We start from the raw sequence: 13697 nt of genomic DNA, 5'->3' as shown, positions 1-13697 counted from the left end.
GGCGGGGGACCGGGGCGGCCTCCAGGCGGCGCAGGCGTTCGTGGGCGTTGCGGACGCGGCTCGCGACCGAGCTCTGCACCCGCCCCGCGTTGCGGTCGTAGGCCAGCTTGTTGTTGTCGCGCATCACGCGCCCGGCGGCCACCCGGTGTGCGGTGGTGGACGCGTGCTCGCGCAGCCGCCGCACCTCCTCGCACCACTGCGCGTACGCCTGCTCCCACCGGGCCCTGGCCGCCGCCTTGGCCGCGAGGAAGCCGGTGTAGCCGCCGCCGAAGCGGGTGAGCGAGCCGTGCTCGACCTCGACGACGGCCGTGGCGACCCGGTCGAGGAAGACGCGGTCGTGCGAGACCACGGCCACCGCGCCCCGGTGCTCGCGCAGGCGGTCTTCGAGCCAGGTCAGCGCGGACTCGTCGAGGTGGTTGGTCGGCTCGTCGAGCAGCAGCACGCGCGGACCGGCGGCCAGCACGCAGGCCAGCCCGAGCCGGGCCAGCTCGCCGCCCGACAGGCTCGACAGCCGCCGCTCGCGCGCCACGTGGGCGAGCCCCAGGCCGTGGAAGGCCTTGTCGACCCGGGCGTCGGCCTCGTAGCCGCCCTTCAGCTCGTACGCCGTCAGCAGCTCGCCGTATTCGTCCATGACGTCCTCGGTCAGCGCCGACTCCAGCTCGCGCATCCTGCGTTCCATGGCGCGCAGGCCGGCCAGCGCCGCGTCGACGGCCTGCTGGACCGTGTGGTCCAGCGGCAGGTCGAGCGTCTGCCCGAGGTAGCCGAGGTCGCCGGCCACCCGCACCTCGCCGTCGTCGGGCCGCTCGACCCCGGCCAGCAGCCGCAGCAGGGTGGACTTGCCCGAGCCGTTCTCGCCGACGATGCCGACGCGCTCGCCCGGACCGATGGTCAGTGACACGTCGGTGAGGACGGCGTGGTCGCCGTAGGTCTTGGAAACTCCTCGAAGGATGGTCAGGATGGAACTCCAATCGCAACCGTTGTAGCTTTAGCTTGCCACACGCTCACTCACAAATGCAACTGGAGTAGTTTTTGGAGTTTCGTAAACGCCCTGGAGGACGCAGCGCGCGCGTCCGCGACGCCGTACGCCAGGCCACGCTCGCCGAGCTGGTCGAGCGCGGCTACACGGGCCTGACGGTCGACAACGTGGCCGAGCGGTCAGGGGTGCACAAGACGACCGTCTACCGGCGGTGGGGCAGCGTCGAGGGGCTGATCTCCGACGCTCTCGAGCTGGCCCGCGACGAGCCGTGGCCGATCCCCGACACCGGCTCGGTCGAGAGCGATCTGCGGGGGATCGTCCAGCTCGTCCGGACCGGCTTCGACGACCCCGAGCTGGGGCCGGTGTCGTCGGCGTTCGTGGCCGCGGCCATGCAGGACCCGGCCGCCGCCCGGGCGCTGCACGACTTCTTCGCGGCCCGGCACGAGCAGTCGGCCGAGGTGGTGCGCCGCGCGATCGAGCGCGGCGAGCTGCCCGACGTCGTCGACCCGAACGAGGTGATCAGGGTGGCGGTGGCGCCCGTCTACTACCGGCTCTTCGTCGCCCACGAGCCGGTCAGCGAGGACGACGCCGACCGCGCCGCCGACGCGGCCCTCGCCGCCGCCCGCGCCGGCGTCCTCTGAGCAACGGCGACCTCGCGGGAGGTCATGGTTCCAGGGTGCCGCGGAGCTCGAAGTCGTCGAACGTGGTCTTCAGCAGGGAGGCGCCGTCCTTCGTCGTACGGGCGAAGATCCCGAGGTAGCCGTTCCCGATCCCGTTCGGGTCCTCCACCTGCTGCACCCGCTCGCCGTTCACCCACATCGTCAGCCGCATGGACGTGCCCACCCGCTCGCACGCCACCGTCAGCCGCACCCGGCCGGGCAGCGCGGCCACGTGGACGGGCTCCGCCAGCGTCGCGCCCGACCCGGCGAAGACCCGCCGGATCCGGGCCTTGCCCGTCGTGTCGAGGCCGAACTCGTAGTACGACCCCTCCTTGGTGCTGTGGCAGTAGAGGCCGTACTCGCCGATGCCGCTGGCCTTCCTGACCTCGGTGGTGACGCTGATGACGACGGTCTCGGGCAGCGTCGGCATGGAGCCACCGGACGCGCCGGGCGGGCGGGGCGACACGGGCGGCGTGGCGACGAGGAACGGCGCCGGGGCCTGCGCCCAGCGCTCCTCGTCGTCCTCTCCCACGTCGAGCCCGTACGTGCCGTCGGTGCGGTAGCCGTAGCCGGCCGGCTCCTCGGGGTCGTAGATGCCGGCCCAGCCCCCGGAGGTCTGCGTGAAGTCCTCGGCGTACAGGACGCTCAGGCGGGGCGGCCCGTCGGGGGACAGCAGCGCCCAGGCGCCCGCGCTCGCGGCCACCACGAGCGCGGCGCCGGAAGCCAGGGCCGCGTACAGGCGTCGCCGGCGAGAGGCCGGCCGGGCGGAGTACGGCGCGGTGCCGCCCTCCTGCCAGCTCACCTGCGCGGTGTGCGCGGCCAGCTCGGGGGCCGCCGATCGCCCGACGAGGTGGTCGAGCAGCTGTTGCGAGGTGGGCCGCAGGGCCGGGTCCTTCTGCAGCGCGGCGCCGACCAGCTCGCGCAGCCCGGGCTCGACGGCCGACAGGTCGGGCTCGGTGTTGAGCACCTGGTAGACGACCGCGGGCAGCGCCTCGCCGCCGAACGGCGCCCGCCCGCTGGCCGCGAACGCCACCAGGCACCCCCACGAGAACACGTCGCAGGCGGGGGAGACCGGGTCGCCTCGCAGCACCTCGGGGGCCATGTAGCGGGGGGTGCCGACCAGCTCGCCGGTGCTCGTGAGGCCGCCGATCGTGTCGAGCGCCCGCGCGATGCCGAAGTCGATCACGCGTGGCCCGACCGGCGACAGCAGCACGTTGGACGGCTTCAGGTCCCGGTGCACGACCCCGGCCGCGTGGATGGCGGTGAGGGCGGTGGCCACGCTCACGGCCAGCGCGTCCAGGCTGGAGCCGCCCAGCGGCCCCGACTGCTGGACGGCGTCCTCCAGGTTGGGCCCCGGCACGTACTCGGTCACCACGTAGAGCTGGTCGCCGTCGAGCGCCGCCTCGATCACCGCGGCGGTGCAGAACCGGCGTACCCGCTGTGCCGCGTCCGCCTCCCTGCGAAAGCGCATGCGGAACTGCTCGTGCTGGCTGAGCTCCGGATTGATCACCTTGACGGCGACGTGTTGCCCGGAGGGGTCCTCGGCGAGGTGGACCGTGCCCATCCCGCCTCGTCCCAGCACGCTAAGCAGTTTGTAGCGCCCGATGTGGGAGGTTTCACTGCTCACGCCGCGTTAGCTTACCGACACGGGGAGTGCCGATGCGGAAATGCGCACTATGTACGTTCGTCGGCGCGCCGTTCCGAGCAGACCCGATCCAGCGACGGCAGGCCCTCGCGCGGTGAGACGACGACCACCCGGCAGCCCGCGGCGGTCGCCGCCGCGACCCCGGCCGGGCTGTCCTCCACGGCCACGCACCGCCCGGGCGCGGCGCCGAGCCGCCGGGCCGCCTCCAGGTACGGGTCCGGGTGCGGCTTGCCGCGCGCGGTGTCCTCGTTCGCCATGACCACGTCGAACGTGTGCCCCAGCCGCGGCAGCACCAGCTCCACGATGCTCCGCGGCGAGGCGCTGACCAGGGCCGTCGGGATCGACGCGGCGGCGAGCCCGGCGAGCAGCTCCGGCGCGCCCCGCACCACGGGCAGCTCCCGCCGCAGCCGCCCGGCGAAGGCGTCGGTGAGCCGCGCGGTCAGCGCGGCGGCCCCGTCGGGCAGGCCCTCGGGCAGGTCCTCGGGCAGGTCCTCGGGCAGCAGGTACGCCGCGACGTCCTCGATCGTCCGGCCGTGGACGTGCGGCGTGTCGGCGGGCGAGAGCGGACGCCCGAGGGAGGCGGCGACGGCGTCGACCGCCTGCCACCACAGGCCCTCGGTGTCCACGAGCGTGCCGTCCATGTCGAACAGGACGGCGTCGGGCTCAGACGGCATCGGCGGCCACGACGGGAGCGGGCGCGGTCACCGTACGGGCCGCCACCAGGACCGGCCGCTCGACCAGCCGCACGCCGACGCGTGTGCCTGCGCCGAGCCGGGCGGCCTCGTGGCCGGGCACGTCGGCGAGCACCTCGCCGCCGTCCACCGCGAGCCGCAGCCGTACGGACGCGCCGCGGAACGACGCCGCCACCACCTCGGCCCTGCCCTCGGGGTCGGGCACGACCTGCACGGCCTCCGGCCGGACGAGCACGTCCACGGACGGGTCGGCGGGCACGGGCCCGTCCACCGGCAGCAGCTGGCCGAGCACCGTGACGTGGTCGCCGGAGAGCTGCCCGGCCAGGTGGTTCATGGTGCCGACGAACTCGGCCACGAACGGCGTCGCGGGGCGGTCGTACACCTCGGCGGGCGCGCCCACCTGCTCCAGCCGCCCGGCGCGCAGCACCGCCACCCGGTCGGCCACCGACAGGGCCTCCTCCTGGTCGTGGGTGACGAAGATGGTGGTGATGCCGAGGTCGAGCTGGAGGCGGCGGATCTCCTCGCGCAGCGACACCCGCACCTTCGCGTCCAGCGCCGACAGCGGCTCGTCCAGCAGCAGCACGCTCGGCTCCAGGGCGAGCGCGCGGGCCAGGGCGACGCGCTGCTGCTGACCCCCGGACAGCTGGTGCGGGTAACGGTCGGCGTGGGTGGGCAGGCCGACGAGTTCGAGCAGCTCGTCGGCCTTCTTGCGCCGCGCGTCGGCGGGCACCTTGCGCACCCGCAGGCCGAAGGCGACGTTGTCTCGGGCGTTCAGGTTGGGGAAGAGGGAGTAGGACTGGAAGACCATGCCCGCGTCCCGCTTGTTGGCCGGGACGTTCGTGACGTCCTTGCCGTCGACCAGCACGGCCCCCGAGTCGGGTCGCTCGAAGCCGGCCACGCAGCGCAGCGCCGTGGTCTTGCCGCAGCCCGACGGGCCGAGCAGCGCGACGAACTCCCCGGGCTCGATGACGAGGTCCAGGCCGTCGAGCGCGACGGTCCTGCCGAACGCCCGCCGCAGCCCGCGGAACTCCACCGATGCGGTCATTTCCTCTTCTCCCTGCCGAATTCTTTACCGAAGACGCTCGACACGGCGAGCAGCAGCAGCCAGATGAGCAGCAGGCTGAGGATCGACACCGCGACCGACAGCTGCCCCTTGGAGCCCGAGACGGTCACGATCCACACCGCGAACGGCTCGTAGCCGAGCAGGCTGGCCACGGTGTACTCGCCCAGCACCAGGGCGAGCGTCAGGAACGACGCGCTGGCCAGGGCCGAGCGCAGGTTGGGCACGATCACCCGGAACAGCACGTACGGCCACGACGCGCCGAGGTTGCGGGCCGCCTCGACCAGCGTCCGCACGTCCATCGTGCGCAGCCCGGCGTCCAGCGACCGGTACACGAACGGCAGCACCAGCACCACGTACGCCAGCACCAGCACCACGGGGAACCCCGGGTCCTGCATCGCGATCAGCGTGCCCCAGAACGGCGTCGGCGCCAGCACGTCGACGCCGACGCGCAGCGACGTGCTCAGCCCGGCGACGAACGTGATCGGCGGCACCACCAGCGGCAGCGTGCACAGCACCTCCATCACCGGCCGCAGCCGCGGGGCGAAGAGCCGTACGGCCAGCATCGCGGGCAGCGTCAGCAGCAGGACCAGCACGATCGTGGCGGCGGCCAGGCCGAGCGAGAGCGCCAGCGACCGCACGAAGCCCTCGGCCGTGATCAGCTCCCCGTACGCCGAGAACGACACCCCCGAGGTCGGCGTGTAGACCGTGTACCAGAACGACGCGCCCAGCGGCACCAGGAAGTACACCGCGGCCAGCGCGAACACCACCAGGCGCCACGGCCGGCGCCGGGCCGCCGGGCTCGGCGCGCGCGCCGGCACGCGCTCCAGGCCGGTCAGTGCAGCCATCGGGAGGTCCTCCTCTGCAGCGGCAGGTAGATCGCCATCACGATCCCGGCCACCACGACCATGTCGAGGCTGAGCGCGAGCGCGATGTTCTCGTAGCCGATCAGCACGTCGCCGGTCAGCGCGCTGGCGATCTTCAGGGTGACCAGCGGGACGACGGTGCCGACCATGGCGTTCGCGGTGGCGTAGGCGGAGAAGGCCCCGCCGAACAGCAGCACCACGCCGCCGAGCATCGCGGGGGCGAGCACCGGCAGCGCGACGAAGCGCCAGTAGTGCCAGGCCGTGGCGCCGTTGTTGGCCGCCGCCTCCCGCCACTGCGGCCGCAGCCCGTCGAGCGCCGGCGCCATGGCCAGCACCATCATCGGGACCGAGAAGTACAGGTAGACGATGACCAGCCCCCAGAAGGTGTACAGGGAGCCGGTGGGCAGCCCGATCAGGCCGCTGACCACGCCGGAGTTGCCGAGCGTGGCGATCCAGAAGAACGCCAGCGGCACCCCGCCGAAGTTGGCCAGCACCCCCGAGGCGGTCAGCACGGCCTCCCGCAGCAGCGCGAAGCGGGAGGTCACGATGGCGTACGCGAGGAACGTGCCCAGGACGGCGCCGAGCAGCGCCACCACGGCCGACAGCCGCACGCTGCCGATCAACGCGGTGAGGTGGCCGCCCTGCAGGCTCTGCGACACGTTGGCCAGGCTCGGCCGCCCCTGCACGGTGAACGCCCCCGCGACGAGCGCGACGGCGGGCACGCCGAACACGAGCGCGAAGAACGCCAGCAGCGGCAGCGCGCCGAGCCAGCCCCTCGAACGGGACCGGTTCATCCGGAGATCGCGGCGTCCCAGCCGCCGGCGACCTTGGCCTTGGCCGCGTTGACCTGGTCGGTGGTCGGGAACTGCGGCGTGCCGTCGACCGGCGGGAGCGCGTCGGCCAGCGCCTGGTCCACGGTGCCGTCCTCGGTCATCGCGGGCAGCATGACGGGGCGGGCGAAGCCCTTGAGGTAGAGGTTCTGGCCCTCGGGGCTGTAGAGGAACTCCTGCCACAGGCGGGCGGCGGCCGGGTGGGGGGCGTCCTTGTTGATGGCCTGGGCGTACATCTCGAAGTACTTGCCGTCGCTCGGGATGTTGACCTGCCAGTCGATGCCCTTGGCGGTCATCTGGGGCGCGTAGGCGGCGTTGTTGTAGTCCCAGTCGATGCTGATCTGGGTCTCGCCCTTCTCGATGGTCGCGGGCGTGGTCTCGACCGGGTTGAAGTTGCCGGCGTCCTTCAGCTTCTTGAAGAAGTCGATGCCGGGCTGGATGTCGTCGAAGGAGCCGCCGTTGGCCAGGGCCGCGGCGAACACGCCGGCGAAGGCCGAGCCGGCCTTGGTCGGGTTGCCGTTCAGCGCGACCTTGCCCTTGTACTCGGGCTTGAGCAGGTCGGCGAAGCTGGTCGGGCAGGTGGCGATCTTCTTGGCGTCGCAGCCGATGGAGACGTAGCCGCCGTAGTCGTTGACCCAGAGGCCGTTCGCCTCCTTCTGGCCCTCGGGGATCTTGTCCCACGCCTGCACCTTGTAGGGCGCGAACAGGCCCTCGGCGGCGCCGCTGAGCGCGAACGACTGGCCGAGGTCGAGCACGTCGGGGGCGCGGTCCTGGCCCTTGCGGGTCTTGACGGCGTTGATCTCGTCGGCGCTGGACGCGTCGGGCGTCTCGCTCTCGATCTTGATGCCGTACGTGGACTGGAACTTCTCGATGATCTCGCCGTAGTTGGCCCAGTCGGGCGGCAGGGCGATGACGTGCAGCGTGCCTTCCTTCTTGGCCGCCTCGACCAGCTTGTCGAAGCCGCCGAAGTCGGCGGCGGACGTGGCCGTGGCCGCGTTCACCCCTCCTTGCGAGGCCTGGCTGGTCTGGGTGCTCGGGGCGGCACCGCACGCCGCGGTGACGAGGGCGAGGGCGGCGGCAACGCCGGCCGCGCGGGCGCGAGGTGTGAACACGACGCCTCCATTTTCCGGGGGGTGTGGCAAGAATCTAGGGGAACTTGTACAAACAAGCGAGCCCTAGTAAGTCGTATAAATGTGGCTCTTCAGTGAATGGACAGGGGCGGAATGGTGGCGCGCTACGAACGGATCGCCGATGAGCTGCGCAAGGAGATCCTCGCCGGCGTGCATCCGGTCGGATCCCAGCTCCCGAGCGAGTCGGAGCTCGCCGAGCGCCACGGCGCGGCCCGCGGCACCGTACGCCAGGCGGTGGCCGTGCTGGCCGCCGAGGGCCTGGTCGGCTCCCGGCAGGGGGCGCGGCGGATCGTCCTCGGCAGAGTGCGCAGCCAGAGCTTCGCCGAGCTGCACAGCTTCGCCCAGTGGGCCCGCGCGAACGGCTACCGCTTCGGCGGCCAGGTGATCGAGCAGCGCCGCCGCCCGGCGAGCGGCGCGGAGGCCGCCCGGCTCGGGTGCGAGGAGGTGCTGGAGGTGCTGCGCCTGCGCTCGCTGGAGGGCGAGCCCGTCCTGCTGGAGCGCACCGTCTACGCCGAGTGGGTGGCCGGCGCCGTCGAGAAGCTCCCCGCCGACTGCGAGTCCGTCACCGAGGCGCTGTACGCCTCCGCCGGCCTGGTGTTCGCCTACGGCGAGCACCTCATCGACGCGGTGGCCGCCGGGGCCGTGGACGCCCGGCTGCTGGGCGTGCGCCGCGGCAGCCCGCTGCTGCGCCAGCGCAGGACCACCACCACCCACGAGGGCCGCCCCGTCGAGACCTCGGACGACCGTTACCGGGCGGGCAGCGTGGCCTTCAGCATCCGCAACTCGATCGGCGCCAACCCCCTCGCGCGGCAGGCGGGCGACTTGCGTTTCGAGCGCTGAGAACATATGTTCGAGATATAGCACCCGCCTTCCCCCGGGTGGTTCAGCATAAGGACCGATGCCGCGGGGAGAAGCGTCTTGAGCAGACTCTATGGCGATCCGATCGAGGTGTGGACCAGAGACGGGGAGCCGGCCCAGTTCGTCTGGCGTGACCGGCTCTATCTGGTCCGCCGTGTCCTCGACAGCTGGGTCGTCGCGCGCGAGTGGTGGAAGACCGGCGAGGGCGACCCCGGCGAGCGCCGCTTCTGGCGCGTGGAGGCCAGCCCCGGCCGCGAGGTCGGCTCCTACGAGCTGCGTTACGACACCGCCGGCAACGGCTGGCTGCTGATGAGGGCGTGGGACTGATGGCCGCCCCGTTCCCGCACCTGCACGTGAGCTCCGCGTACTCCATGCGTTACGGCACCGCGTTCCCGGAGGCGCTGGTGGGCCGGGCGCTGGAGCACGGCATGGACATCCTGGCACTGACCGACCGCGACGGGCTCTACGGCGCGGTCAAGCACGCCCACGCGTGCGCCGAGGCCGGCATCGCCCCGGTGCTCGGCGTCGACCTGGCGCTCGCCGTGCCCGCCTCGGCGTTCACGCCGGTCCCGGGGATGCGCCCGCCCCGCCCGCGCACCGCCCCCAAGCAGGAGGACCGCGTCACGGTCCTGGCCCGCGGCAGGGGCTGGTCCCGCCTCGCCCGCCTGGTCACGGCCGCGCACCACGCGGGCGAGCGCGGCGCGCCCCAGGTGACCCGCGAGCTGGTCGGCGAGTGGGCCGGGGCGGCCGACCCGCGCGGGTTCGGCGCCGACGACGGCCTCGTGGTGCTGCTCGGGCCGCGCTCCGACGTGGGCCGCGCGGTCGCCGAGCGGCGCGACGAACACGCCAGGACACTGCTCGGGCTGTGGCGCGCCGCGGTGCCCGGCGTGGTCGTCGAGCTGGTCGACCAGTACGGCTTCCGCGACGCCACCACGGCCGTACGCATGCTGGGCCTGGCCGAGTCGATGGGCGTGCCGGCCGTGCTGACCAACGCGGTGCGCTACCTCGACCCAGCCGACCACCAGGTGGGCGACGTGCTCGACGCGGCCCGCCAGCTCGTGCCGCTGCACCCGCGCCACCTCGACCGCACCACCTCCCACGCCTACCTCAAGGGCGGCAAGGAGATGGCGCAGGTGGCCGCCAAGGTGTGCGCCGGCGACGGGGAGCGGGTGGCGCGGCTGCTGGCCACCACCCGGCGGCTGGCCGAGGCGTGCGCGATGAACCCGCTCGACCTGCTCGCGCTGCGCAACAGCCCGCCCGCCCTGCACCTGCCGGAGGTCGGCGGCGACCCGGTGCCGATGTTGCGCGGCCGGGTCGAGGACGGCCTGGCCAGGCGCGGCCTCGGCCGCTCGGCCGAGGCCCGGCGGCGGCTGGCCGACGAGATGGCGATCATCGAGCGCAAGCGCCTGTCGGGCTATTTCATCGCCGTGGCCGGCATCACCGACATGATCCGCGGCATGGGCATCCGCTGCGCCGTCCGCGGCTCGGGCGCCGGCAGCCTGGTCAACTACCTGATCGGCATCGGCGAGGTCAACCCGCTCGACCACGGCCTGCTCATGGAGCGCTTCCTGTCGGAGGGCCGCGTCGGGCTGCCCGACATCGACGTCGACGTCGAGTCGGCCCGCCGCCTCGACTGCTACCGGGCCATCTTCGACCGCTACGGCGAGAGCCAGGTGGCCTGCGTGTCCATGATGGAGACCTACCGGGCGCGCAGCGCCATCCGCGACGTCGCCGGGGCGATGGGCCTGCCGCCCCACGAGATCGACGCGATCGCCAAGGCGTTCCCCCACATCCGGGCCAGGCAGATCACCGCGTCCCTGCACGACCTGCCCGAGCTGCGCGAGAGCCGGCTCGGCGAGGCCGGGCTCGACCGGGTGTTCCGGCTGGCGGAACGGCTCGACGGGCTGCCCCGGCACATCGCGCTGCACCCGTGCGGCGTGCTGGTCGGCAACGCCGGGCTGCGCGACCGCACGCCGGTCGAGCGCAGCCTGCTGGAGTTCCCGATGTCGCAGTTCGACAAGGACGACGTGGAGGAGGCCGGGCTGCTCAAGCTCGACGTGCTCGGCGTGCGGATGCAGTCGGCGATGGCGTACGCGCTGAGCGAGATCGAGCGCGTGGACGGCGTCGTGGTCGAGCTCGACCGCCAGAGCGGCGACGGCTCCGACGCCCGGCCCGAGGTCCAGTACGTCCCCCACGACGACCAGGACACCTACGACATGATCTGCGCCTCCCGCACCCTCGGCTGCTTCCAGATCGAGTCGCCGGGCCAGCGCGAGCTGGTGGCCAAGCTGGAGCCGCGCAAGATCCACGACCTGATCGTGGACATCTCGCTGTTCCGGCCCGGACCGGTCAACTCCGACATGGTCACCCCCTACCTGGAGGCCCGGCACGGCTGGCGCAAGCCGTACTACCCGCACGAGCGGCTGCGCGAGGCGCTGAAGGAGACCCACGGCGTCGTGGTCTTCCACGAGCAGGTGCTGAAGATCATCTCGGTGATGACCGGGCGCGACCTGTCGTTCGCCGAGAAGTTGCGGCGCACGCTCGACACGCCGGAGGGGCGCGACCGGGTGCGCCGGACGTTCGTCCCGCTGGCGCGGGCCAACGGGTTCGACGACGCGGCCGTCGAGCGGGCCTGGAAGGTGCTGGACGCGTTCGGGGCGTTCGGGTTCTGCAAGGCCCACGCGGCGGCGTTCGCGCTGCCCACCTACCAGTCGGCGTGGCTGAAACGGCACCACGCGGCGGCGTTCTTCGCCGGGGTGCTCACCCACGAGCCCGGCATGTACCCGCCGCGCGTCATCATCGACGAGGCCCGGCAGTGCGGGGTGAAGATCCTGCCCCTCGACATCAACAAGTCGGGCCGGCACTGGCAGGTCGAACGCCTCGGCCCGCGTGTCCGCGTCCGCGTGCGCCCCTCCGAGCTGGGCCCCGCCGCCGACCCGCGCCGCCGGGCCGACGACTTCAGGATCAGCGAGATCGGCAAGGGGTACGCGCTGCGGGTGCCGTTCTCGGCGATCAAGGGCGTGAGCGAGGCGGAGGTCGATCGTATGGTCGCCGGTCAGCCGTACACCTCGATGGCCGACTTCTGGGACCGCGCCCGGCCCTCGCGGCCGACGCTCGAGCGCATCGTCCAGGTCGGCGGCCTCGACGCGCTGCACGACCTGCACCCGGGCGGGCCGCGCTGGCGGCCGGGCGAGCTGACCCGCCGCGACCTGGTCGCCCGGGTGGGCGAGCTCGACCGGGCCTCGGCGGCGGGCGTGCGGACGGGCCCGCGCAGGTCCCGGCATCACGGCCCCCGCGCGGCGGGCCCGCCGCCCGGCACCGCGGCCGTGCAGCTTCCGCTCGGCTTCAGCGAGCACCTGCCGCCGGGGGAGCTGCCCGAGATGACCGAGACGGAGATGGTCGAGGCCGAGCTGGAGATCCTCGGCATCGACGTCAGCCGGCACGTCATCAGCTTCTACGACGAGCTGCTCGACGAGCTCGGCGTGGTACGTTCCAAAGATCTTCTCCGCCGGCGCAACGGGCAGGAGATCCTGGTCGCGGGGGTCAAGGTGGCGACCCAGACGCCCGCCGTGCGCTCGGGCCAGCGGGTCATCTTCACCACGCTCGACGACTCGACCGGGCCGATCGACCTGACGTTCTTCGAGTCGGTGCAGGGCCGGTGCGCCTCGACCGTGTTCGGCTCGTGGCTGCTGCTGGCCAAGGGGGTGGTCCGGCGCACGGGCACGCGCGCGGTGTCGTTGCGGGCCGTCGACTGCTGGAACCTGGCCGACCTCGCCGCGCTGCGGCGCTCGCGGGGCATCGAGGAGGTCCGCGCGCTCGTCGCCCGGACGCCGGAGGAGTCGGAGGCGGTCGGCGGACGCGCGATCGAATACGCCAACGGCTTCCGCCTGTCGCCCTACGCCGACCTCGGCCCCGCTGTCACCACCCCGCCCGGCCGCCTGTGGCACGCCAGCCCAGGCAGCTCCGGCCCCACAGCCGCCTGACACGTCCGGCCCCCGCCCAGGACCACCTGGCGCTCCTTGCGTGCGGCGGTTCCGGGGGACCTGGCGCTCCCTCACGTGTGGCCGTTCCGGGGCTGCGCTGGTGGGTCTCTAGCCCTCCTGGAGGGCGCCCGGCTGGCCGATCGGGGTGGAGCTCTGGTGTGGGTGCGGATGCGGGGCGAAGGTGCGGGCTCCGGCGGGCTCGGCCGGGCGGCCCGAGCGGGCGGCCCGCTGCAGGCGGGTCAGCTCGCGTACGGTGCCCGCGCACAGCAGCGCCGCCAGCGCCGCGCAGGCCAGCTCCGGCGCCCCCACCCCGGTCAGATCGCCCTCCGACGTGCCCAGCGGCAACCGGATCGTGATCAGCGCCAGCGTGGCGAGCCAGCTCAGCCACCACCCCAGCAGCAGCGCCAGCCACCGCCCGCGGCCTCCCGCCGGGGGCCGGGTGCCCCGCCACACCGCGTCGACCAGCACCGCGGGAGCGAACAAGTTGACGCCGGGCACCAGCCACGCCACGGCGACCGGGCCCGTCGCGGCCGAGCGGTCGTTGGCCTGCCGCGCCCGCACCAGCCACGTCACGTACGCCACCCCGGCGGCGATCGAGGCGCCGGCCACCAGCATCATCAGCACCGCGAACGCGGTCACCGCACCGACCACCGCCTCGGCGTCGGCCCCCTGGGGGCGTCCGCCGAACGCGGCGAGCCGGGCGGCGAGCTCACGGCCGCGGGACTGCTCGAAGATCACGAGGGCGCCGAGGGAAAGCACCTGAGCGGCGAGTGTCACGTATACGGCCGAGGCTGCTCTCGCCGGCACTGCCTGGGTGTAGCGCACCTTGATCTCCCCCCGGGCCATGCGCTGAGGTTCTCATTCACTTGTATCCCGGCAGCCCCGCCGTTAATCAGCTCACCACACCGGATTCCGATGCTCACCCAGCGATTCCACGCGATTCCGGACCACCCGGCTCGGCCGTACCCCCACCAAGTCCCGACGACCGACAGCACCGC

General features: G+C 73.1%; 12 protein-coding genes. 4 read left to right on the top strand and 8 right to left on the bottom strand.

The features are described 5' to 3' along the window. On the bottom strand, window positions 1–898 hold an 898-nt coding region (locus C1J01_RS38310; RefSeq protein WP_235854938.1), incomplete at its 3' end, for an ATP-binding cassette domain-containing protein. Window positions 899–1029: 131 nt separating this feature from the next. On the opposite strand from C1J01_RS38310, the gene C1J01_RS38305 reads away from it, so the two are divergent. Continuing rightward, complete coding sequence (locus tag C1J01_RS38305) at window positions 1030–1617, top strand: TetR/AcrR family transcriptional regulator (RefSeq protein ID WP_111183855.1); 588 nt, start codon at window positions 1030–1032, stop codon at window positions 1615–1617. Between the two features lie 22 nt (window positions 1618–1639). Here C1J01_RS38305 and C1J01_RS38300 read toward each other — a convergent pair whose 3' ends face one another. From C1J01_RS38300 to C1J01_RS38275, 6 genes are read right to left on the bottom strand one after another with little or no spacing between them, the layout of a single operon-like run. Then, window positions 1640–3262, bottom strand: a complete 1623-nt coding sequence (locus C1J01_RS38300; protein ID WP_235854937.1) for a serine/threonine-protein kinase — start codon at window positions 3260–3262, stop codon at window positions 1640–1642. A gap of 47 nt (window positions 3263–3309) precedes the next feature. Continuing rightward, on the bottom strand, window positions 3310–3954 hold the full coding sequence (locus tag C1J01_RS38295) for an HAD family hydrolase (protein WP_111183853.1): 645 nt from the start codon (window positions 3952–3954) through the stop codon (window positions 3310–3312). Beyond that, entirely contained in the window at window positions 3944–5017 is a 1074-nt protein-coding gene (locus C1J01_RS38290; protein ID WP_111183852.1) for an ABC transporter ATP-binding protein, read from the bottom strand. The genes C1J01_RS38295 and C1J01_RS38290 overlap by 11 nt, the downstream gene beginning before the upstream one ends. Next, entirely contained in the window at window positions 5014–5880 is an 867-nt protein-coding gene (locus tag C1J01_RS38285; RefSeq protein WP_111183851.1) for an ABC transporter permease, read from the bottom strand. The genes C1J01_RS38290 and C1J01_RS38285 overlap by 4 nt, the downstream gene beginning before the upstream one ends. Next, the gene (locus C1J01_RS38280; protein WP_111183850.1) at window positions 5868–6692 is read right to left on the bottom strand and encodes an ABC transporter permease; all 825 of its coding nucleotides are present in this window, start codon (window positions 6690–6692) and stop codon (window positions 5868–5870) included. The genes C1J01_RS38285 and C1J01_RS38280 overlap by 13 nt, the downstream gene beginning before the upstream one ends. Then, the gene (locus C1J01_RS38275) at window positions 6689–7840 is read right to left on the bottom strand and encodes an ABC transporter substrate-binding protein (protein WP_111183849.1); all 1152 of its coding nucleotides are present in this window, start codon (window positions 7838–7840) and stop codon (window positions 6689–6691) included. The genes C1J01_RS38280 and C1J01_RS38275 overlap by 4 nt, the downstream gene beginning before the upstream one ends. Window positions 7841–7936: 96 nt before the next feature. Between C1J01_RS38275 and C1J01_RS38270 the strand changes: the two genes are divergently transcribed. The 3 genes from C1J01_RS38270 (at window position 7937) to C1J01_RS38260 (ending at window position 12699) form a co-directional block, all read left to right on the top strand. Continuing rightward, window positions 7937–8698 (top strand): GntR family transcriptional regulator, encoded by a 762-nt coding sequence (locus C1J01_RS38270; RefSeq protein WP_235854936.1) that lies wholly within the window; start codon window positions 7937–7939, stop codon window positions 8696–8698. A 78-nt stretch (window positions 8699–8776) separates the two neighbouring features. After that, on the top strand, window positions 8777–9043 hold the full coding sequence (locus C1J01_RS38265; RefSeq protein WP_165969877.1) for a DUF6504 family protein: 267 nt from the start codon (window positions 8777–8779) through the stop codon (window positions 9041–9043). After that, window positions 9043–12699 (top strand): DNA polymerase III subunit alpha, encoded by a 3657-nt coding sequence (locus C1J01_RS38260; protein WP_111183847.1) that lies wholly within the window; start codon window positions 9043–9045, stop codon window positions 12697–12699. The genes C1J01_RS38265 and C1J01_RS38260 overlap by 1 nt, the downstream gene beginning before the upstream one ends. Before the next feature lie 108 nt (window positions 12700–12807). Here C1J01_RS38260 and C1J01_RS38255 read toward each other — a convergent pair whose 3' ends face one another. Next, window positions 12808–13545, bottom strand: a complete 738-nt coding sequence (locus C1J01_RS38255) for a DUF4328 domain-containing protein (RefSeq protein WP_111183846.1) — start codon at window positions 13543–13545, stop codon at window positions 12808–12810. Window positions 13546–13697: the final 152 nt, after the last annotated feature.

Source organism: Nonomuraea aridisoli, from assembly GCF_003236395.1.
Lineage (GTDB): Bacteria > Actinomycetota > Actinomycetes > Streptosporangiales > Streptosporangiaceae > Nonomuraea > Nonomuraea aridisoli.
Note: the sequence above shows the minus strand (reverse complement) of the source record. Positions and strands in the feature narration are given on the sequence as shown.